Origin of the sequence: Undibacterium sp. Xuan67W (genome assembly GCF_049340165.1) — a bacterium.
GTDB lineage: Bacteria > Pseudomonadota > Gammaproteobacteria > Burkholderiales > Burkholderiaceae_D > Undibacterium.
This window is the reverse complement of record NZ_JBMPPN010000020.1, coordinates 42,473-64,516: the sequence shown is the minus strand read 5'-3', so window position 1 is coordinate 64,516 and position 22,044 is coordinate 42,473. Positions and strand designations below refer to the sequence as shown.

Annotated in this window: 14 protein-coding genes and 4 pseudogenes; 4 read left to right on the top strand and 14 right to left on the bottom strand. The window is 44.6% G+C overall.

Annotated features, from left to right (window positions below):
* Window positions 1–3: 3 nt before the first annotated feature.
* The 10 genes from ACO0LE_RS16305 to ACO0LE_RS16260 form a co-directional block, all read right to left on the bottom strand.
* Window positions 4–2,562 (bottom strand): contractile injection system protein, VgrG/Pvc8 family, encoded by a 2,559-nt coding sequence (locus tag ACO0LE_RS16305; protein ID WP_422961390.1) that lies wholly within the window; start codon window positions 2,560–2,562, stop codon window positions 4–6.
* A complete protein-coding gene (gene tssG / locus ACO0LE_RS16300) occupies window positions 2,559–3,638 on the bottom strand; it encodes a type VI secretion system baseplate subunit TssG (RefSeq protein ID WP_422961389.1) in 1,080 nt (359 codons plus the stop codon). The genes ACO0LE_RS16305 and tssG overlap by 4 nt, the downstream gene beginning before the upstream one ends.
* Complete coding sequence (tssF, locus tag ACO0LE_RS16295; RefSeq protein WP_422961388.1) at window positions 3,635–5,491, bottom strand: type VI secretion system baseplate subunit TssF; 1,857 nt, start codon at window positions 5,489–5,491, stop codon at window positions 3,635–3,637. Before tssF ends, tssG begins: the two co-directional genes overlap by 4 nt.
* 12 nt (window positions 5,492–5,503) lie before the next feature.
* Window positions 5,504–5,887 (bottom strand): type VI secretion system baseplate subunit TssE, encoded by a 384-nt coding sequence (locus ACO0LE_RS16290; RefSeq protein WP_422961387.1) that lies wholly within the window; start codon window positions 5,885–5,887, stop codon window positions 5,504–5,506.
* 75 nt (window positions 5,888–5,962) lie between these two features.
* Complete coding sequence (locus tag ACO0LE_RS16285; protein ID WP_422961386.1) at window positions 5,963–6,526, bottom strand: Hcp family type VI secretion system effector; 564 nt, start codon at window positions 6,524–6,526, stop codon at window positions 5,963–5,965.
* Between the two features lie 55 nt (window positions 6,527–6,581).
* Complete coding sequence (tssC, locus tag ACO0LE_RS16280; RefSeq protein WP_422961385.1) at window positions 6,582–9,329, bottom strand: type VI secretion system contractile sheath large subunit; 2,748 nt, start codon at window positions 9,327–9,329, stop codon at window positions 6,582–6,584.
* Window positions 9,330–10,113: 784 nt separating this feature from the next.
* Window positions 10,114–10,362 (bottom strand): hypothetical protein, encoded by a 249-nt coding sequence (locus ACO0LE_RS16275; protein ID WP_422961384.1) that lies wholly within the window; start codon window positions 10,360–10,362, stop codon window positions 10,114–10,116.
* A gap of 51 nt (window positions 10,363–10,413) precedes the next feature.
* Window positions 10,414–11,406 carry a sigma-54 interaction domain-containing protein gene (locus tag ACO0LE_RS16270; RefSeq protein ID WP_422961383.1) on the bottom strand — a complete coding sequence of 331 codons (993 nt, stop codon included), beginning with the start codon at window positions 11,404–11,406 and terminating at the stop codon, window positions 10,414–10,416.
* A 605-nt stretch (window positions 11,407–12,011) separates the two neighbouring features.
* Window positions 12,012–12,911: a hypothetical protein gene (locus tag ACO0LE_RS16265; protein ID WP_422961382.1), complete on the bottom strand. Its 900-nt coding sequence runs from the start codon at window positions 12,909–12,911 to the stop codon at window positions 12,012–12,014.
* A 157-nt stretch (window positions 12,912–13,068) separates the two neighbouring features.
* Window positions 13,069–13,548: a hypothetical protein gene (locus tag ACO0LE_RS16260; RefSeq protein ID WP_422961381.1), complete on the bottom strand. Its 480-nt coding sequence runs from the start codon at window positions 13,546–13,548 to the stop codon at window positions 13,069–13,071.
* Between the two features lie 483 nt (window positions 13,549–14,031).
* Between ACO0LE_RS16260 and ACO0LE_RS16255 the strand changes: the two genes are divergently transcribed.
* Entirely contained in the window at window positions 14,032–14,457 is a 426-nt protein-coding gene (locus ACO0LE_RS16255; protein ID WP_422961380.1) for a PilZ domain-containing protein, read from the top strand.
* Window positions 14,458–14,530: 73 nt separating this feature from the next.
* On the opposite strand, the gene ACO0LE_RS16250 is transcribed toward ACO0LE_RS16255, so the two are convergent.
* Window positions 14,531–14,827: a hypothetical protein gene (locus ACO0LE_RS16250; RefSeq protein ID WP_422961379.1), complete on the bottom strand. Its 297-nt coding sequence runs from the start codon at window positions 14,825–14,827 to the stop codon at window positions 14,531–14,533.
* Between the two features lie 35 nt (window positions 14,828–14,862).
* Between ACO0LE_RS16250 and ACO0LE_RS16245 the strand changes: the two genes are divergently transcribed.
* Window positions 14,863–17,550 carry a bifunctional diguanylate cyclase/phosphodiesterase gene (locus tag ACO0LE_RS16245; protein WP_422961378.1) on the top strand — a complete coding sequence of 896 codons (2,688 nt, stop codon included), beginning with the start codon at window positions 14,863–14,865 and terminating at the stop codon, window positions 17,548–17,550.
* Window positions 17,551–17,753: 203 nt separating this feature from the next.
* Here the strand turns inward: ACO0LE_RS16245 and ACO0LE_RS16240 are convergent.
* Window positions 17,754–18,038: pseudogene (locus ACO0LE_RS16240) on the bottom strand (IS3 family transposase); the annotation flags it as partial.
* 58 nt (window positions 18,039–18,096) lie between these two features.
* Here ACO0LE_RS16240 and ACO0LE_RS16235 point away from each other — a divergent pair.
* A pseudogene (locus ACO0LE_RS16235) lies at window positions 18,097–19,472 on the top strand (IS30 family transposase).
* Window positions 19,472–19,885 (top strand): annotated as a pseudogene (locus tag ACO0LE_RS16230) (IS30 family transposase); the annotation flags it as partial. The pseudogenes ACO0LE_RS16235 and ACO0LE_RS16230, both read left to right, overlap by 1 nt.
* Window positions 19,886–19,905: 20 nt before the next feature.
* Here ACO0LE_RS16230 and ACO0LE_RS16225 read toward each other — a convergent pair.
* Window positions 19,906–20,157: pseudogene (locus ACO0LE_RS16225) on the bottom strand (transposase); the annotation flags it as partial.
* A 226-nt stretch (window positions 20,158–20,383) separates the two neighbouring features.
* Window positions 20,384–22,030 (bottom strand): bifunctional aspartate transaminase/aspartate 4-decarboxylase, encoded by a 1,647-nt coding sequence (locus ACO0LE_RS16220; RefSeq protein WP_422961377.1) that lies wholly within the window; start codon window positions 22,028–22,030, stop codon window positions 20,384–20,386.
* Window positions 22,031–22,044 lie beyond the last annotated feature (14 nt).

Genomic DNA, 22,044 nt, shown 5'->3' with positions numbered 1-22,044 from the left:
TGGTTACATGAAAATTTGAAGTATGGTAATTACGGTTAAGCGCAAATCGACATCTTCAATATGAGGCTGCAACGCTTGATTTGTAAATTTGAACCCCGGCCCTACAACATCGATCGTGTTGTTGTTACCTGTGATGTTCATAACTGTGCTACTGCCGGTAATGTTGACGACAGCGCTGACTAGCGTATTTGAGTTATTTAAACTAAGTCCTGTGTTTGCGTTACTAATACTGCTACCGGTAGTTGAGGTATTAATGCTGCTACCAATAACCGACGCACTAATACTGCTTCCAGTAATTGAGTTGCTACTACTACTGTCGGTTGTCACCGAACTCTTTGAGGTACCGACTTTCTGCGTACTGTCAGTGCTGTCAGTCGTATCTTTCGTAATACTTGTTCCGGTTTTCGACGTACTGTGGTGGGTAGTCGTATCAGAATAATTTTCGCTATAGTCAGTTGTGGTTTTGCTGTATGAGGTGCCGATCTTCTGGGTACTAGAGCTGCTGCCAGTCGTGTCATTGGTAATACTAGTACCTGTCTTCGACGTGCTACGGTGAGTGGTCGTAGTCGAATAGTTCTCACTCAACCCCGTCGTACTGTTGTTATACGAGGTTCCAACTTTAGAAAAACTCGAAGTGATCGTGGCGTATTGACGGTTATAGTTAGAGCCGAACGATTCTGATGCAGAGAGAATATCTGCAGCACCGGCATAAGGCCCATATAATTCAGCCGGATCAGGTGAAAAATTACTCGCCACAGTTTCAGCTGTCGAATAGCTATAGCTCGCCCCTTGTGAGAAGCTAGTATCTCGATAGTGCCCACGATCATACGGTGCGCTGACAATATTGATAGCGGTCGATAACGCCGGACTTGAGTATTTACCATAACGAATACTTTTACCATCGCCATAACTAGTTGAGTAACTGCTGCCAACGTGGGTATTGGCAGTCCATGTCGAGGGCATAACGACGGTGCTTGCATTTGATTGAATGATGCTTTGGATTTCAGGTAATTCTGATTCGTCCTGCGCCCGGCTAACGACGACGGTGGTACCGATCTCTGGTACGGTTTGCATCGACGGTGAGAGCTTTATCCAGATTGGATCAGCATCAATGTCATCGGTAGACAAACGTACGTAGACGCCAATCGCATTCAGCTTTTGGTCAGTGCCTTGGGTATCAACCACGGTACTCGTTTCTGGATCGAAAGGCGAGACCGGAGCGTAGTAGCGCCAATCTAATGGCGTTGCAGAGCCACTCTTCGCAACAACCTGCGCCAAGATAGTTCCTTGCTGAGTTTCTTGTATGGAAAAAATGCTGATCAATCCATTAGCTTCGGTAGATTGAAATTCGTTACTGTAGGTACCGTCTGCACTTGCCTGATGCTTGACCATCGTAAGAACAAATTGCTCCCCCTCCAAACTTGGGCGCACAGGGTTGGGACTGCTTTCATGGATATCGCTGCCCGTGAGACTGAATTGGTGTCCACAGCGAAAATGTGCGCAAAAACTATTGCCGCTGAACTGACTTGCGGCAGAATGAAGAGTGTCGCTGGTTGTATCGGTGTAGTGGCGAATTTCATCATTGCTACAACCATATTGGTAAATTTTATATTGCCGGAACGGTAGTTCCCCAATATCTGGCGAGTCGTCGGCACGAAACGACTGAAACGTGGCGACAGCATCTGCTTCCCAAGCGGCTTCTTGTCGTGTGAAGACACCATGCACGCCACTACTTGCCATCGTACATTGATAACTATATTGAGAGATGACATCACTTTGAGCCATACCTAGTTCGTCCATACTCGTAAAGGTATAGCGCAGAGGATGTGGATTACTGAATACTTGCTCATAAGAGGGGCGATTGCCAAATACGATTTTATGGCTGTTACCTACATGGACGAAATAGTAATAGAGGTGCGCTTTGCCCATCAACCGCTTAAGAAAGTCAAAGTCGGTTTCACCTGCTTGCAACCAATCTTGGATGCGGGCAATTGCGGGATTTTCCTTTCCAGAAACTGCCTCAAGAGAATAGGGAATGCGATGTGCGTCAAGCAAATTGCCGATGGCGTCTCGTATATTGCATTGTGCGTGCACACGATAGTGATTGGTCAGCGTCAATCTATGCAAGGAGGGCTTCATTGTGATCCTGTAGACTCCCTGGATTTCAAACGAAAAAGAGGTCACGATTCCATTGAAAATTGCCAGTTCGTCGCTGCATTCAGCACCCCGGATTACTCTTTGAAATTGTTCTGACGAATCACTGACCTTAGTTTGTTTTAAATTAAAAGCGTAGGTAATACCGACAGTGATGGGGTGCCCGATGACTTGATTGAAGTTGAACTGATCACCATGATGCTGGCTAGTATTGCCATGCAATTCCAGTTGGTATTCAAACGGCTCTGAAACACTTTCTTGACCTTGGAAATTCACCAGCCGAAAAGTTTCGTCGCTCACGATACGATTACCGCGCAAAAAAATCGCGCAATGCAAAAATAGGGTAGGCCGTTCCCTTTCGATCGCGGCAATGGCACTACGCGCAGCTGGATTGAGTATGTCATTCATGCTGATATTGAGCTCTCATTTGCAGGAACTAGGTAGCAAACGCGACCTTTTGGCGGCGATCTCGGTTTACGCGGATCACTGTTAAGCCAAGCAGTCTGACTTAAACGCATCGTCTGTAATTTTCGCCCTCTAGGAATCGTTGCAATATTGACGTTGAGCTCTATCTCGCAATCAACAAGGCAGTCGAGAAGTAACAACAAAATGCCGGAGAATCGCTGATAGTAAGCGCCTGCCGAATTAGGGAGATTCTGAATGCGACTTCCGGGTAATAATTTACAAAAATCGGGGAAATCAATGTGATCAATGACTATACGTACCCGTGCCTGCTGATCCCACATAGCTCGCCCCAAGACAGTTTTTTTCCCCAATTGCTGATTACGCTGGCCAAGCATGACGCGGTCATCTGTTTCGATTGATTTCCAAGCGCCAATCAAAGGGATTAAGCTTACTTTCGTTTTTTCGGGATCCTGTTTTGTGTTTAATAACAGATTAAGAACATGCACTACCGTTGCAGCACTTTTACGACAGTTCGCAAGTAAGCCGGCCAGACTAAGCCATGAACGGGGCGCCATTGGGATCTGTTGCTGAATTTGTTGCAAACCTAATCCGGCTAATGCAGATAAGGCTTTTGCTTGATCTGTCATTTCCGGTGCAACGCTGTTAAGACCAATCGTCTGCGCTCGCTTTAACTGATAGCGTAAAATGTTGAGCCGTTGATTGAACACATCCAAAAAATCGGCCATTGCTGGTTCACTTGCCTGCTTTAGGTCGCGAACCCATTCGGCGAATGGCTCCGGTAACGGTCCTAATATGCCAGCTAAGCTATAGTTTGCTGTCTGAATTTCGATGATCTCAGCGTCCCCGGGAATTCCTGGAGATGTTGTTTTGTCTTTTGTTCGCCTTGGTTTATGTACCGTGATCGAAGAGAATTCGTGTGCCGGGAACGCCAGTGACAGATCAGCACGAAAACGAAAACGCTTTTCTATCGGCGAATTAGGTTGCTCGGCCAGTAATAAACGCATTAACTGATACACGTTAAAGTTGTTGTATTGCTGAAGAATGAGTTCCTGTCTCATAACACAATCTTTGCGCCAGCTAGCGGCGCCCATTGCTTCTGCGTGCCCTTGATTTGTTGAGTTTCCAGGTTTAATTCAACAATGTTGTTGACGCTCGCGTACAGGCGAAAAAAGTTTCGCAATACGGAACAAAACAAGACTGGGCTGGCATTAACATTCTTGAATTGGTTTTGATCCATGACTAGCTTTATTTCACTTCCACGTACGAAACCACGCCAACCATCCTGACTTAAATGTCGCACAATACTTCGATTTTCAAGACTGGAAATAGCATCGATTTGTTTGCTTCCATTCCTCGGGTTGGATCCAAGATGAAGACGTAGAATATCTTTTAGCGCACTCAACGCTTCCGGCTTGTTTGCGAGTGATAGATGGTTCAACGAAAGTTGGGATACCAATGCCAAAGGCCGGCGGCCAATCTGCGCAGGCGTATGGTGAGGGGTCGGCTTACTAAGTACTGTGATACCAGTAATTGGACCACTACCCTCGAGATACATCGGGCTACCATTTTTGAGTTGTTCTGGCAGGCGTCGGTTTGTACATAGTGCTCGCCCACCAATCACTTCGTCAGTTAATTGAGTCAGGTCGTATTGTTGATCCAGAAATGAAATAAATATTTCGGTACCAGCAATATTGTCCACCTGACTTTGCTCACGTCGGGCAACATAAAAATAATCTTGTTGCTCCAAGCGACGGAAATCATCTAATGCAAAATAGGGAGCAATTGGACGAGGACTGCCGTTCGCAGTAATCGATTCGAGCTCTTCAATTGCAATAATTTCGCAATAACGGTGATTTTTCAGATCACCTTTTAAATGGTATTCATATTCAGTATGGTTAACTGAGATAGGATCCAAACGTTGCGAAAATAAGTTAACTAGTGGGACGCAATTGAGCAGCAGAGACTTTGAATCAAAACTGCGCTTTGCATCAAATGGCGTATCAAGCACGAAAAGTAAATCGAAAAAATCTTGTACGCCACTAAAATTAATATTATCGACAAGACTCACTTCGAAAAACATAAATTTCTCTGGAAAAGAAAAATATTCTTGCAATAAGCGATAACCAGGTTGAGTTTGCGGATTGGCTTGTAACATTGCTTCGCTATCTTCCATACCAAGCCAACGCAATGCAATATCGGAACAGAGCGCAATACTTTGGTTGGTATCGGGTACTTGAATAACAATAGCCGACAAATATAGTGCTAACATTTCATACAGGACTAATGCGTCTTGTTCGGCACTATTGATATAAAAACGTAGGCGCAGTGGACCGCCCCCTTTAGTAGGTAATTTACTTTCGCCATCAGTATGTAGACGCACACGCAACACTGACTTGCTTGCTAACTGACCGATTTCAGAGGATTTTAATGATGGATAATCTGCTGTCGAACTCAGGTCAATTTCCGTTGCGCTCAAAGGCAACAGTGGAGTTTCATAGCAGGTACGAAAACGACATTCTATTTTTAGTCCTAGATTATTTTCGGCGGATGCACTGACATAACGGCCACGTTTCAAAACTTGCTCTTTGACGAAACTTGCTGAGTCGGGTTTAACCGCTAATTGCGCAACTAACATAGAGGGTGTTGGTGCTTCCAGATGCGGGTAAAGAAATGCTAACAAAGCGTTTGGTGGTGCGGCTTTATCCTGTTCGATTTGAAATTGCAGTCTTCCCGTCAGAAACGCAAAGGATTGCATCAACAATTCAACCTGCGGGTCTGTCGCACCGCGGATGTTTAAGCCTAAACTTTCCGCCAAAACAGGATATTGATTACCAAAATCAACGGCTCCGGTACGCAGGGCTGTCAATTCAGACTGGAAATAATCCCGTAGTTTTGCATTGGCAATCTGCATGACAGTCGTCCCCTAATGCAGCGGTAAGTTAAAATAAAACAATTCCACTTCAGTACTTGAAGCTAATGAACCGGTTACCAATATTTGGTATGGCATTAAAGGATCTCTGGTGGATTCGACTTGTACGACTGGGTTTAATAATCGCGGCTCATATCGTCCAATCAAACGGCCTAACCTTGCACCATATTGGTTGAGTTGGTTCTTACTACTCATCGCCAATTCAACTACATTCGGCATGCCGAATTCGAGCAAATTCAGCTCGCCACCAGATTCGATCATGCGTGCGCTAACTATCCGTTGGATTTGTGCCGCTACCGCCGTTTTCACATTGAAAGCTTCGGATTGATCCCCAGAGGAAAATTTCGGAGAAGCCAAACGCTCGAACAAATACTGCATATAGTCTCCTGACACACAATCGTTAAGTATCAACGTGACCGACTGCTTTGTTATGCACTGCTAATGTCAAATGACTTAGGTAAATTGTCCTATTGGCCGATTGCGAGCAATACTCCAACCAGTCGACAAATTACCCGCTGTGCCGGTATCCGCTTTCTGTACCGTGTAAGTCCAGAGAATTTCAGTAAAGTTGAGTTTAAATTGTTCGGTCGGCATATCATCTGGATGAGACTGCAACTGGATTTCACTTATGATGGCGTCACGTAGTGAAATCGTAATGATGTTTGCTGTTTTGTCCCCCGAATTGCGAGCAATATATAGTTTGGTAGGCTGATCCTTACCTTTGCCAAGAGGTTCTGCTCGCAGACAATACTCGTAAAATTTAACGGAAGTTTTATCAACATATTTGACTAAAGTGAATTCAGTAATCACAGGTCGACCAGATGTACGTGCCGAATTACTGACATCGGTAGTGATTTGCTGTTTCATTCCCTGGTGCATCGAGACCAATTCTAAACATTGGCCAAGATCGAGAACTTTATCGCGCCACTCGTTATCAATCAAACTACCGCCGTTGTCCCAGCTATTGGCACCACCAAACACTTCAGAATTACCGGGTTGTAGCAAGATCAGATCCATAATGTGTCCTTAAATAAAAATTTACTTATACAAACTCGCCGTTATCGACACAAAACTATTTAGGTAAATTAGCCACAAGCCGGATGGATGTCGTCAGCTCTTCTAGTTGGAAGTGTGGTTTCAAAAAGACGGTGGCTCGGTAGGCACCAGGCTCGCCCGGCACGTCGGTTACAACGACTCTGGCTGACCGTAATGGGTAAGCGGACTTAACTTCTTGGGTGGCGTTATCATCCAGCAGCACATAATTGGAGATCCAGGTGTTGAGGTAGGATTCGACATTGGCTCGAGTTAAGAAGCTGCCAATTTTTTCGCGCATAATAACTTTGATGTAATGAGCGAAGCGGGAGGCCGCTAGCATGTATGGCAGCATCGCTGAAATTTTTGCGTTCGCGTTGGCGTCATCAGAAAAATATTTCTTCGGGAGGTTTGTAGTTTGACCACCGAAGAACGCCGCTTTTCCTGTGCCCTTGCAATGGCATAAGGAAATGAAGCCGAGATCGTTTAGTTCCTTTTCTCGCCGATCGGTAATCGCTACTTCGATCGGGCAAAATAATTCAGTGTGCCCCTTCTCGCTGGTGTACGTGTAAGTCGGCAAGCCTTCGACCAGACCGCCGCCTTCTACACCCCGGATCGCAGCAGTCCAGTTGTAAAGAGAAAATGCGTTAGTGATGCGTTCAGCGAGTAAATAAGCTGGATTCCCCCACAAAAAGTGATTTGTGTTGGGAGGGGCGTAGCGCTTCTTATCTCCTTCCTCGTTTTCATGTTCACCTGGGACGTCACTAATTTGTTCGTTAAAATTAAGTCCCTCGGACAGTTTGGTATTGCGTTTTTCTGGCATGCCATACGGTAGTCGTAATAACGCACGCGGTAGAGCTAACGTCACATAACGAGCATCTTCCAACTCACGGAACGCACGCCAGCCAATCAAATCTTGGCTTTCAAAAATTTTCGCCAGATCACGCGGTTTGTCTAGTTTGTCCAGTCCAGTCAAGCGAAAAAGTTTTTCGGACGCTTGTGCCAAAAAGGGTGCATGGGCGGCCGCAGCCACTTCAGCCATTTTTCCTAAAAAATCTATATCGTCACCAGAGCAACCAATTGCATAGTCGCCAACTAGCAGGCTGTATGGGAAGCCACCATAGGTGCCGTACTCGGCTTCATATACCATTTTGAATAGTACGCTTTGATCAAATTCAACTGCCTTTTGCATGTTTTCAAGCAGCTCCTCCTTCTGGGCGTTGAACACACGCAGTTTGAGCATATTGTTCGTTTCTGTGTTGAAAACAAAATGTTGCAGTCCACGCCAAGTCGCTTCCATTTTTTTGAAGCTGTCCAAATGCATAATTGTCGATAATGTTTTACTTAGATGGACGTCAATTAGCGTGACTAATTCGTCCATTACGGAAATAGTTCCCTTGGTACTGGCTCGACGGATTCTCTTGACGTTTGCGTCAAAGGTGTTCTTACTTATGTCATATTTATTCTGGCTGGCGTCGTAGTCACTTTTACTGATGTCATATGTCGCTTTTAGATCCGTATAAGCTTTCAACTTGATATCGTAGTCAGCTTTGAGCTGAGCATAGGCAGAGATGCTCTGAGTGTATGTGGCACTATCAGTATCGTAGGTAGTCTTGAGCTTAAGATAGTCAGCTGCACTTATATCGTATGTTGCTTTAGCGGTATCGTAGTCAGCTTTATCTTTTGTGTATTTTTCTTTTACCTCCGTAGCAGCGTCTGCCGCTGGGGCAACTGGCTCAACCGGTGCTACGGGCTGTGTCGGGGCAATTGGTTCGACTGGTTTTACAGGTTCGGTAGGGGAGGCGGGTATAGCTGGTTTCACTAGTTCGGGCACCGTTGGCGCCTGCAATACTTCGGTTATTTGAGCGATATAGCATTTAAGCGCAAGTATGGCTTTTGCTGTGTTAACTGGACTTGGTGTAGGGTTGTCCTTCGCAAATTGAAGCAATTCCTTAGGTGTTGGCGTTACTGACGGATTGGGATCCTTTAGCAAGGCCGAAAGTAATAGTGGCATAGACCATAATTGGTCAATCACCAAATCGCCGGCTGGCGTATCGACGGATTGCTCTAATTTGCTGACATCAATTGCGTCTAAAATTTTAGACAATTCTGATTTTGCTGATGGATCATCAGCGACGCCTAATGTTTTAAGATTGTGATCGACATCCACTTGTGAAACGATCGCTTTTTTTAAATCAACGACCAACATTTTTGCTCTGACTCGCTTCTTCGGATTGTCAGTACCTTCAAGCGCAGAAAATGCAACTGCGTAATTTAGCAAATTTTGTTTTTGTGCTACGAGATCGATATTAGGTGGACTATCGTTATCAGCTTGGAGCAGTACCGCCAAAAGTTTAGCAAAATCATCGGCACCTTCTGCTTTTGCTTGCAAGCTACGGATCTGGCAACGAGATATATATAAGCATTTTAGACCTGGCAACGCTTTGACGACTTTAAGTGGTTCAAAATCTTCAATCGTTGAAAAACGTATTGCGTTCATACCAAGGGTGATTGGTAGCAAGTTTTTTGCATCCGGTTTGAGATTCACCTGCGGTTGGATTGTACGCATGACGTCATTGAAGTTATCTCTGTCGATATCGATCATCTTACGTAATTTCAGTGGGTCATATGGTGGTTCTGCATCTCTGTCTCCTTTAAGGTCGGCAAGAATACCGACGATAAACGGTAATTCTTTTTTCTCGATGGCGCCGCCCGTTTCGACGTCATAGGTAATCCTGACCCTAGGTGCTCTAACCCGTAAGAGTTTTTTTTGTATGCTTTCCGTCATTTCATCGCCTCGATCAAAAGTCTCAAAAAAGTGAATCATCCATTTTTAAACACAGTACATTCCCATCTCTACCATTACCACCTTCGCTAGTCCAACACTAAGGCAACTGTCTTCGTGCAGAGGAACCGAAAAGTGGTCGCATCTTCATATGAACCAAAATATATTTGAGTACGATTTACATGTAGATAGAAATAGCAACTAACGTGCCAAAAATTAAAAATATATAAGCAATTGATTTAATTGGTTATTTTTTAATTCATAAAAAATATGTGAGGATATTTTTTTCCTCAAAGGGGTGTGAGATCTGACCTTGCGTCAGACTTGCCATATGGAGGAAAAATTGACTGGGTAGAAAATAACTCAGGGGAGGGTGTTTATTTTAGGTCGCTCTTAAGTACGGAAACTGAAAGAGGCGACAGAATGGAATGCCGACGACAGTCGTAATAAGTGCCATCAAAAAATTGATTTTGCTGCAATCCACGAATCGACAATAGATGATCTACACGAGAAGATATGTTCGGTTTAAACAATAACTGAACACGTAGTTGAACCGATCGCCATCGCTATTTTAGATAGAAACGAAATCATTCTTTTTGGGATCCAGTCGATCATGATGTTGATCAGATTTTTTAATGAATTGACGATTCATTGTAATAACTCAGACTTAGAAGTCAGACGAAATATAATTACTGTTGTTGATTGCGGCAATCATTTCATTGTCTGAAATCAGTGCAGGACTAATTTTATGGACGTTTCAGATTGAAGTTTTTTTGATCACGTCTATTTATGTGTTCAAATTTTCGTTTGTGCGTGGCCGGCGCCAGATATAGCGGTTGCCAACGCTTTGATTTTCAATTAGACCCGCTTTTTCCAATTTTGCTAGTGCAGAAGCAGTAACTAGAATTGATTCTGGTATGGTAGGCCAGCGTATCCACCATAGATGAATGCCTTCTATCGTATCAGCAGCGTCAGGATGCAAGATGAGATAAGAAGTAATCGCATCAGATGCGAACTGTTTCAGTTTCTCTTCCATTGCCTTGCACCGCATAAGGGGCGTTGGAATATCGCCGCCAAGTTGTATTCGTTATTTGGTGTTAATTTCTTCTGGGCCACGGATATGTTCTACGCCTGTACTATGAATACCATATTTGCGAGCTAGCTTTCCAAAAGCACTTCGGTCCTGCCCGGCTATGCGTGCAGCCCTAGACAAATTACCGTCAGTCTGATCGAGTAAGTCATGAACATAGTTTTTCTCGAAAGTACTAATAGCACTTGCTTTAGCAGTCTTGAACGACACGTCAACTACCTCGTTACCAGTTTGCTTAATGGATTGATCTAAATGTATTTCAGTCCCTTCAGACATCAGGAATTCTCTGTGTATTACGTTTTCTAATTCTCGGATATTTCCAGGCCAAGAATAGTTGTCAAGAAATTCCCGGGCACTTCTATGCAATGTTTTCGCGGGCAAACGATATTGATGACTGAAACGAATTAAAAAATTATTTGCTAGTTCAAGTGCATCACCTTCGCGGTCGCGCAATGGTGGCATACGCAACATCAACACATTAATACGGTAAAGTAAATCGCGACGAAATTGACGTGTCTCTACCAGTTGCTCTAAATTTGCGTTGCTTGCAACGATAAACCGGACATCAGCATAGCGTTGAATACCGCTACCAACTCGTCGATACGTTTTATCTTGCAAGAACCGAAGAATAGCTGCTTGGGCTTTAAGACTCAATGCATCAACTTCATCTAAAAACATACTACCGCCATCCGCCTCGCTTACCAACCCGGGTGACGCTAGTTTAGCATCGGTAAAGGCACCACGATCATGTCCAAACAATTCACTTTCTATAAGTGCTTCGGGAAGTGCGCCACAATTAATAGGTATGAAAGGTTTACAGCTACGACCACTTTGGTAGTGAATGGCACGGGCAGCCAACTCTTTTCCCGTACCAGTTTCACCAGCAATAAGGATAGTCGCATCCACGCTGGCAATTTTTTCAATTTGGCGGCACGTTTGTTGAAAGGTTGCTGATGAACCTATAAGGTTATAGCGCGGCAGGTCGTCCATTTATTCTTTCCTCACATGCGGAGTAGTGAACAATAGTCCTGAGTAGCATAGGCCACTCAAAAAAATTAAACTTTGAATAGAACAGAAATTATTTGCGGAACGAGGTGTTGAGGCGGTTATAGCTATTGAATTTGATAAATTTTGCCAGTTAATTTTATTATCATAACAGCATTTATTTGGAAATTGTTTGAAAATAAATATTTCTTTTTGGGAATATTTATTTGATATTTTGCGAATTTTATGCAGTGCTATTTTATTAAATTATTAGTCATTATCTGGACACATTTAATTGTCTTTAATATAACAATAGTATGTATTTTCATTTCAAATATGCTTATTAACCAAGTGTTGATCCTAGGTTGAGAGCTAGACTAACACTTGCAGTCACACAAATTGAATAGACATAGGTGACTGACCAACGTTCATCTCTTATAGTTACCATCGCCAGTGCCGCAGCATTGATGTTTGCTTGATCGCAATGGTGAAGTAAAACCTTTATATATGTAACAAAACGGTCGCTGCAAGCATAGATTTTGTTAAATACTTTTATATGCCCACCAACACCTTTTTAGTAGAAACCCGAGGGAATAAAAAAGTGTTTTAAGCTATTTTTTACAGCAATCTTGCACCAATTTTTTACCTAATTGTAGAGCTGCGTCAAAATCTTCGTCGGACATTTGCGAACCAAATTTCCGACGTAACTGGACTTCTGATAACGGTGTGTTTCTGACTTCAGCTTCCGCTGCTTTATAGGCGATCGAAAGTTTTGCATCGCGTGGCACAATTTCACCAACATCGTAACTTTGAGCAAGTAAGGCTAACGCAAATGGTTCTCCGAGGCTAGCGGCAGCTTTTAACCCCGTGATAGCGTCGTCCTTCCATTTCTTTACGATGGGATCGTCCTGACTTTCTTTCAAATCGATAGGGCGGCCATAAGGGCCTTCCATGAAATAATCAATTTGAGCATCAACTTTGCCAGCACGTGCAGCTAAGCCTAAAAAATTTAGACGTTCTTGAACTTGGGCAGGGGTTACACCTGCACATAGGGACATGAGCCTCGTTTGTTCAGCGATTGATTGCTCGCGGTCGGCTTCGCTATTGTAGTCGGCTAAAGGAGCACCGCTATTGGCACAAACGGATTCCGCTTGATAGACTTTATAAGCTGCGTCAATATTTCCCGCTCTGGCTAATCCCGCCCATTTAGAAATGTAGTCAGTTGCACGTAATCCACCAAAATCGACCGCACGGCCATTTCGCCCATAGATGATAGGAAGCGGATTCGTTTCCGCTTCGTTACCATCTCTAGGGACAATGAGTGCACGGCCAAAACCGAACGACGAACTTGATCCATTCCCACCAAGTGAGGTTTTTTCTTTTGAGTCAAATGGAGCGTTATTGTCAGTGGATTTGATAGACCATTCTTCTCCATTTCGCAGCGAAACAAACACGCCAGCACAAATGCCAGTCGTAATAAGCAGCGCTACAAAACGAAATGATGGTTTCACAATGAATATTCGATTTAGAAGAAATGGTTGAATCTTTGTTATATTGAAAATTGCGGGTAGGTTCTCGTTTTACAAACTTCACATAGCTGGGTGCAATTGGTGTTGATATTTTTGCATATCAACACCATAGAGTCAGCTGGCAAACGTTAAAGAGACGTTAATTCCATAAGTAGCAATATGCTTGGCTTGACTCCAAATTACTGCCCTCAACATTACCGGCAAGCTTTTTGATAAAGCCATCAGGATGAGCGCTGTCAGGGGTGACATTGCAATTGTCATGGACCCAATGAATTCCATACCCACTTGAATACAATTGACCACACATCTCTACTTTGTCGCCCAGTTTGATGGCAGCAAGTGATTTAGGAATGGACTTAGAGTTTTTGACGTAATCATTCGCATACACGTTATCCATGGCAACGTCGTAGACCTGACCGTCCTGATCAGTTTGAACACGTATGTGTGTATGTGAGAGGCCTACGCCTTTGAGCGTTTGAGTCGCACTCGCAAATTTAGGCGCGCTCACAACTGTTCCAGTACGAAAACTTCCGACAGCTGCTTTGCAATCCGCCTTTCCATCGGCAAAAGCAAAAGCGGCATGACTCAACAACAAGAAGGAAATCAACAAATTTTTCAATTAAATTCTCCCTAAGGTTAAATATCTTACTGAAAATGAAATCAATAAGATTTATCTGCAAAAAAGACGACTGAGATTTGGGAACAAATGGAAGACCAACACATACATTGCTCTAAGTTGCCAAACATAAACAGGCTATTTTTTGGCAGGGGAAATTAGGGATGAGAACCTAAATATTCGTAAATTTATTGAGCAAACCAAAGATATTCTTTTTGGCAAGATGTTACGGTAGCATTTATTTATTACAAATTGGTGAATTTGCACTTTTGACATAACTAATCTTTCAGAAAACGCTGTTCCCTAACCTCGCTTTGAACATTCAAATAAATAGTCAATCTCTTTATGCTGGTTTATGAATGTCTTGCTAGTTTTTATGAACGTAATTGGCATGTCACAAATTTCTAATATAGTTAGCGGTTAGTCATACAAATTATCAGTATTTAAACCAATTGCAGACGCGGTAAAACTGGATTGAGGAAAATGATGAACAATGACGTCGAGAATCGGAAATTCGAACGTTCCCAATTTTTTTTGGTACAAAAAGACAAGGACTTTTTGCCAATCTGGGTCTTTAAGCCTGAAGATAATCCAAGTGGCATGCTTGGTGTTTTAGTCGATGTTAGTCAAGGTGGGCTTCAAATCCTCATGCAAAAAAATTCGCTAGTCGAAGGACAACAATTTGAAATGTCATTGATTAATCAGATAGGTGGCGATGAGATTCGATTACCCCCAGGTATTATTGAATTGGTATGGAGTAGTGAAGTTGGTAGCACCTACACCAAATGTGGATTTACTTTTAATTCATATTCGAGTGATGAAATTAGTATGTTGATAGCCCAGACATTTGACGGAGAAAACAAATTTATGCGCTGCATTTTGAGAGAAACTAATCAAAATAAGTTGATGTAATTAGCTAATGAATTTAATTTTTTCATCGATATATCCGCGCAAGTGCGGTAGATGTTAAACAACAGACAGTAAGTTAGTCACCCGAAATATAGTGGTTGCACATGGTAATGATGCCACTTAGCTGATGAACATCTTCTCGCTGAAGTAGTAAATTTTTGACTTCACTAATTTGGCTTTTACTAGGAATAATTTCGGTTGGGCTTTTACACATCCAGTCGATTAAAATTTTGACGAGCTTGTCTGAGTTAAGGTGAAGGACTTCACTTTTTGTGGGGACATAGCATGTAAATTCAGCATTTTTTGTCCGTTTTATCCATTTTTCCGCAGCGTGTATATTAGAGCTAGGTACACCAAAACGATCTTCTTCCATTAAGACATCTCTTTCAAAGAATTGTAAATGTCATTGTGAAGCAAACAAAATTCACGTCAGTATGGTCTAAGTGGGTAACTGAATTTTTACTTTTGAAGAAAAGTTACCCGTCCATTTTTATCTGGCCATGCATTTCCATCGCCATCATTATTGTCATATGGACGCTGACTAACGCCCAAATTGTTCAAGATAAAAAACAAGTCCAATCGGATGCGTTAAAAGATGTCGCATCGCTATCTCGCTCTTATGCCCAGTACCTTAATCGATCATTTGAGCAAATTGATCAGATTAGTATGCATGTTAAATATGACTGGGAAAACTCAAATAAGAATTTTAGTCTCGAAAAGTTAAAGAAACAGGGCTTATTTACAGCATCCCAATTTGCTGTTCTTGCGATCTTAAATGATTTGGGAGAGCCGGTAACGTCAACAACCCTCATTGAAAAATGGCAAGATACAACACTTCGAGGTCAATTTTATTTTCATAAAAATAACATTTCTAGCGAAATGCAAATTAGCCTTCCCGTTGTCGTCAACAGTTCGGGCAAACCGGTAATTCACTTCACTCGCCGCCTGGACAACCTTGACGATTCATTTGCGGGAATGGTTGTTATATCTATTTCTCCAGATTACCTCTCCTCCTTTTATGATTTTCAAAGTTTAGGATTAAACGGACTGCTGGCGGTGCTCAGCACTGATGGGAGGATTGGGGCCTCTCGTATCGGGAACAAAATTCCTTTTGGGCTAACTCAAGCCGTTAGTCAGGATCTTCCTTTAAGAACGTTTGAAGGTACGAAATTGATTAGTAATGAAGAACTATTTATTGATCATGAGCCTCGTTTTTTAGGTTGGCAGAAATTAGAGTCGTATCCTTTCTATGCAGTTGTCGGATTGTCTGAAAGCGAGCTGATGAGCTCGCATCTCGATCTGTTAAAACGGCATCGAGTATCGGCGATTCAAGGAACTATTTTTATCCTGTTGTTTGGCATCATTTCTACGACGATGGCAACGCGGCTTGCATGGCGAAAGCACGAGGCTCGAGGAGTGAGCGATACATACCGCTTAGCTACAGAAGGGACTGATGAGGGTTTTTATATATTAAACGCCACAAGAGATATCAAAGGAAAAATTGTCGATTTTCAGTTTGCCGATTGTAACGCTCGCGGTGCAAATTTTTTCGGGCTGAATCGAGAGGAGCTCATCGGTGTGAATATGTCCTCCTTACAAGGTGAAAACTACTTCAATACCTTGTTGGAAATTTATTCTAAAGCGATGGAAACAGGATTTTATGAAGATGAATATAAGCTTCCAGACGAGAGCCCGCTTAACATGTTATGGGCACGCCGCAGGCTAGCTCGATCAGGTTCTGGTCTAGCGGTAACCATTCAAGACATTAGTGCTAAAAAAGAAGCCGAGGAACAATTATCGGCCTTGGCTAATCAAGATAGTCTAACTGGTTTATTTAACCGAAATTGGTTTCTTTCTTATTTGCCCAACGCAATACAGAGGGCAAAAAATGATCAAACAAGGCTTGCACTTTTGTTTATAGATTTAGACGGCTTTAAGAACGTAAATGATACACAAGGACACGCCGCTGGAGATCACCTTTTAAAATCAGTCGCATCGAGATTGCAGTCTGTTTTGAGGCCTACCGATAATGTTGTGAGATTAGGTGGTGATGAATTTGTCGTCGCATTAGAACCAGTTGTCGGAGAAAATAAACCCGCAAAAGTGGCAGAAAGAATTACCGAGGCATTTCAGCAGCCATTGTGGTGGGGAGGGCAAAAACATCTCATAGGAGCATCGATTGGTATTAGCTTATATCCTGATGATGGCGAGGACACAGAGACGTTATTGAAGAATGCAGATATTGCGATGTATTCGGTAAAAGCTTCTGGGAAGGGGCATTACAACTTCTACAAGCCTGAACTGTACGCAAAGATCAAGACAAGATTTGAAATGGAGCAGTCACTCGTTCAGGCAATTGAGTTAGATCAATTTGTTTTGCACTATCAACCAAGAGTCAATGTCATCTCAGGCAAACTCACCAGTATGGAAGCGTTGATTCGTTGGATTCATCCCAAAAGAGGCATGATTCCTCCAGTTGAATTCATCCCTATTGCCGAAGAAACAGGCCTTATTCTAAAGCTTGGAGAAATGGTAATGGATAAAGCCTGTCAGCAAATTAGTGATTGGAAACTGATAGGCCTTCCGTCTATTCCTGTATCGATCAATGTATCCGCAAAACAATTCCATGCGGGCGGGTTGCAAAAGAAGCTCGTATATTTTTTAGAAAAACATAATCTACCGGCACATCTAATTGAAGTAGAAATTACTGAATCAGCGATGATGGGCGAAGACAGCAATATCATGGCGGAATTGTCAGCGATTCGCTCCTTGGGTATTCAACTACTCGTTGATGATTTCGGTACCGGATATTCTTCATTGTCCCAGTTACAGCGGTTAGATATGGACGTTCTGAAAATTGATCGGGTATTCACTAATGAATTAACACGATCCAAAGAAGGCGGAATTTTTTTCAAAGCGATAGTTTCTATGGCGCACGCTTTAAATATGACCGTCGTTGCCGAGGGGGTAGAGACAACGGAGCAACTTAATCTCCTTCGAGATTTATCTTGTGATGAGGTGCAAGGTTACCTTATTTCACGTCCTGTTCCAGCTGAAGAACTGTCTGGGTTGATGACTCAGGAGTTTTTAATTTAGGTTCAACTTTATATTAACCAGGAGTTGCCATGTAAGTAAGTCAATTAGAAGTCTTGCCAAAAACTGCGCGAAGAGTGTTTCAAGATTCACAGCCACGTTGTGATCGACAAACTGTACAGGCTGTTGACCAAGGTATTTTATTGCAAGAATCTGTTGGCTTTTGAAAATGCACTGTGGACTTCCCCTAATTTCGTAGACAACTCTTAACTTCCAAATTGTTGTTGCTCGAAAGCTAGGGGACTCATCTGATTCAAATGACTATGTCGCCGTTTGCGATCGTAGAACACTTCGATGTAATCAAAAATGTCAGATCGCGCCTCTTCCCTTGTCGCATAAATTTTCTGCCTGACTCGCTCTTTCTTCAAATTGCTAAAGAATGATTCAGCTACCGCATTATCGTAACAATTCCCACGTCTACTCATGCTTGGCACAAGTTGATGTTCTTTGCACCAACGTGCGAAATCATCACTGCCAAACTGGGCGGATTCAACCGGTCCTCGAACACCTTTAATTGAGGAGTTGTTTATGGGGCGACCAGCGGGCTGGATGAACAAGTTGACGGGACGAGGGCCGATGCGCTCACCAGGTGCGCCGTCGCATCGTCGGGAAACCGAACGGCGATTTTGGGAACAAATAGCGACGGGGATCACAAGTGAAAAAGCTGCTGAAGCAGTTGGTGTGGCCCCGGCAGTCGGGACTCGTTGGTTTCGTCATAATGGAGGTATGCCACTTTCTATATTGAAGCCCGTATCTGGGAGGTACTGATCGTTTGCTGAGCGAGAGGAGATAGGAATCTTTCGTGCCAGGGCGTTGGGGTACGAGAGATTGCGCGTCGTATCGGGCGTAGCGCGTCAACTATTTCCCGTGAGCTGACGCGTAATGCTGCAACTCGCTGTGGCAGACTTGAGTATAGAGCTTCGGTTGCGCAGTGGAAGGCGGAGCTAGTTGCCAAGAGGCCTAAGCCTTCGAAACTGGCGACCAATAAACGCTTGCACGACTATGTTCAAGACCGTCTTGAAGGTGGAGTTCGAGACGCCGATGGGCGTCAAGTTGCTGGGCCGCAGCAAGTGCCATTCATTGGGAGAAACAAGCCACATCGCAGTGACCGTAAATGGGTCAATGGTTGGTCGCCCGAACAGATTTCTCACCGGCTGAAGACCGATTTCCCTAACGATGAATCCATGCGAATTTCTCACGAAGCCATTTATCAAGCACTCTATATCCATGGGTGAGGATCCCTCAAGCGCGAGTTGGTTAGTTGCCTGCGCACTGGGAGAGCGTTGCGCGTGCCGAGGGCAAGGGCTCAAGCAAAGGCTTGGGCACACGTCAGCGAGGATGTGATGATCTCTAACCGGCCTGCGGAAGCGGAAGGTCGTGCAGTGCCGGGGCATTGGGAAGGTGACCTAATCATTGGACTAAACCGATCCGCGATCGGCACCTTGGTAGAGCGATCCAGCCGATTTACGATGCTTGTCCACCTACCTCGTGAGGATGGTTATGGATTGATACCGAGGACGAAGAATGGCCCCGCCCTAGCTGGCTACGGAGCTGTCACGATGGCTAATGCGCTCAAAAATACCGTGATCGACATGCCAGCCCTTTTGTGGCAGTCGTTGACTTGGGATCGCGGTAAAGAACTGTCTGACCATGCCCGCTTTACAGTCGAATCAGGGGTGAAAGTATTCTTCGCCGATCCGCATAGTCCATGGCAACGCGGTACAAACGAAAACACGAATGGCCTCCTGCGGCAATACTTCCCAAAGGGCACAGACCTATCTCGTTGGAGCGCTCATGAAATCCACGCCGTTGCTAATGTACTGAATTCCAGGCCGCGAAAAACACTTGTTTGGAAAACTCCGGCTGAAGCGCTGGACAAGTATCTAAAATCTGTTCAACAATCTGGTGTTGCGAGGACCGGTTGAATCTGCCCATCGCTACTTTGGTCGAAAGGCAGTCGTGCTACGTCGTGTTGGTTAAGCTCGCGGGGAAGGATACACACAGCGTCATCAATGGCCTTGTCAGGGAAGTCAAGAAACTACCTGATGGTTTGATGGAGTCGCTGACCTGGGATCGTGGAGGTGAGATGGCGCAACCCAAGCGCTTCATCGTTCACACGGATGTGGCGATGTACTTCTGCGATCCGCAAAGCCCATGGCAGCGCGGCACCAATGAAAACACCAATAGGCTGCTTCGTCAGTATTTGCCAGATGGTACGAATCTAACTGCCTACTCACAGGGAGATCTAAATGCAATTGCACGTAAGCTGAATTCGCGTACTCGCAAGACCCTTGCTTACATGACGCCAGGTGCTAAACTGGCGCAAGTGTTGCAGTGACCGGTTGAACCTGCCGCGGCCTTTTTTAGGATATCTCGTTCTTCAGTTGTTCTTTTCAGCTCTGCTTTTAGCCGTGCCATTTCGGCCTTCAACTCAGCAACGTTATCATTGGCCACGGAAGACTGTTTGCCGCTGCTCTGCCGAATCCACAGATACAGACTCTTGTCTGATACACCTAGTCTTTGCGAAACATCGACTACCTTATGGCCACGTTCAGTGACTTGTTTAATCGCTTCTGCTTTGAATTCTTCAGTGAATCGACTCTTTCTCATGATGTACTTCCTTCTCAGTTTTTGACATTATTAAATGTCTACTGAATTAGGGGAAGTCCACCCACTCGAAATTGGGCGGAAGATGCGTTCAGTGATTTCCGGTTGTCGACCTGTAATTGCAATCAAAGATGATTACTTAACATCCATAAATTTCGAGCTGCTTGATTCGCTAGAGGTTGCTCCAGGTGGGCAAGGCCGCACGAGCGTTTGGTTTATCACTCTGTGATCAGCCAGGATGCAGTGAAACTGCGTGCGGGGGCTGAATGTCGGTTACAGGTGCTGGCAAGCTATCCCTAAAATCCTGATAACACTCATCGAGCACATGGCGCGTAAATTTGCCGATTGCCGCGTACTCGATCTCAGTTAGGTTGGCCAACGAGACCCGCGCCGACGTGTCGATCACATCAAAACCGTTACCCGGCAGCAGAACCACACCGGTTTCTTGCGCAAGCCGGAAAAGAAAGCTGATACCAAGATCGCTGCGGACGAACCATGCTTCAAATTCGGGCCCATACAACGCTCCGCCAATTTCTTGCAGATTGATCAACGAGTAATAGTTCACGTCATTGGGCGTGCGCAACGCCTCGACACCCATATTGCGATACAAGGTCTCATAGCGCTTGCGCAGCAACTGTTTGGCCGACTCCTTGTAGCGGTGTTCTCGGTCCATGAGTCCATTGAGCGAGAACAGTGCCATTTGCAGTTGCTGCGGTAGTGACAAACCGGCGGTATGGTTTAGCGCGACGGCGCGGCTGTCAGCGACCAGTCGATCGATGAAACGAATCGTGCGCGGCGTGGTGGTGAGTGAAGCGTATCGTGCGTCGAGAAGCACTTTTTCCGCCTCTGGTAATGCTGCCAGCGCCGCGTCAAAAACATTTTCGTCATGTAGCGCAATGGTACCTAGGCGCCATCCCGTTGCGCCAAAGAACTTTGAGAATGAGTACACGCAAAGTGTATTTCGTGGGCACTTTGCAAATAGCGACACAAAATTATCCGCAAAGGTGCCGTATACATCATCGGTGACAATGAACAGATCCGAGCGTTGTTGCGCTACCAGCGCGGCCAGTTGATCGAGAACTTGATCTGATAACTTGGTCGAGGGTGGATTACTCGGATTGACGAGACAAAACAGCTTTACTGCCGGATCGTGCAGCTTGTCGATTTCACTGGCCGGCAACTGCCAGTCAGCGTGCCAGTCCATGCGAATATCGACCACCTCGAGGCCGTATTCGGCTAGTAGCGGGATTTCTAAATAAGGTGAAAAGATCGGCGTGCTGATGGCGATCTTGTCACCCGGCTTGATCAAGCCGTTGGCCCGCAATGTTTGGAAAATATACGTCATCGCGGCCGTGCCACCCTCGGTGGCAAACACCGAGAACGATCCCTGATGGGCGAGCGGGCCGAACATTTCCTGCGCCAGATACGCTTTGACGATTTCTTCAGTGTGCGCCAGCATACGCGGCGGGGTAGGGTAATTACATCCAAGAAATGCTGCCACCATCTCGAACAGAAACGTCTCTTGGTCAAGTCCGAGCTGATCCTTCACATAGGAAATCGCTGCACGCAGAAAGCGTACACCATCCGTGCTGCGATGAGCCGTGGCATAGATATCGAACCGGTTCACGATGCCGCTGCGCTCCGGCAGTCCACCAAAGCCGCTGTCGAGATATGAATATGACCGCTCGGCCTCGCGCATAGAAAAATCGCCCAGGCTCAGAAACGCCCAGCGCGGCAATGTCGCTAGAAAATTCGGATTGCCGCGACCTGCATTGAGCATCATGCGTTGCGCATCCGAGGAAGCAATGGCGATGAGCTGATCCTTGAGTTCAAACGGGCTGAGGTTGGCAAATTGTTGAAAATCTTGTTGCGGCATGATAGGACTCGATC

Coding starts and splice junctions, on each gene's coding strand:
- tssF (WP_422961388.1), bottom strand. CDS start 5,491: ATGCAGATTGCCAATGCAAAACTACGGGATTATTTCCAGTCTGAATTG.
- ACO0LE_RS16285 (WP_422961386.1), bottom strand. CDS start 6,526: ATGGATCTGATCTTGCTACAACCCGGTAATTCTGAAGTGTTTGGTGGT.
- ACO0LE_RS16305 (WP_422961390.1), bottom strand. CDS start 2,562: ATGAATGACATACTCAATCCAGCTGCGCGTAGTGCCATTGCCGCGATC.
- ACO0LE_RS16250 (WP_422961379.1), bottom strand. CDS start 14,827: ATGGAAGAAGATCGTTTTGGTGTACCTAGCTCTAATATACACGCTGCG.
- ACO0LE_RS16275 (WP_422961384.1), bottom strand. CDS start 10,362: ATGGAAGAGAAACTGAAACAGTTCGCATCTGATGCGATTACTTCTTAT.
- ACO0LE_RS16290 (WP_422961387.1), bottom strand. CDS start 5,887: ATGCAGTATTTGTTCGAGCGTTTGGCTTCTCCGAAATTTTCCTCTGGG.
- tssG (WP_422961389.1), bottom strand. CDS start 3,638: ATGAGACAGGAACTCATTCTTCAGCAATACAACAACTTTAACGTGTAT.
- ACO0LE_RS16220 (WP_422961377.1), bottom strand. CDS start 22,030: ATGCCGCAACAAGATTTTCAACAATTTGCCAACCTCAGCCCGTTTGAA.
- ACO0LE_RS16270 (WP_422961383.1), bottom strand. CDS start 11,406: ATGGACGACCTGCCGCGCTATAACCTTATAGGTTCATCAGCAACCTTT.
- ACO0LE_RS16255 (WP_422961380.1), top strand. CDS start 14,032: ATGAACAATGACGTCGAGAATCGGAAATTCGAACGTTCCCAATTTTTT.
- tssC (WP_422961385.1), bottom strand. CDS start 9,329: ATGACGGAAAGCATACAAAAAAAACTCTTACGGGTTAGAGCACCTAGG.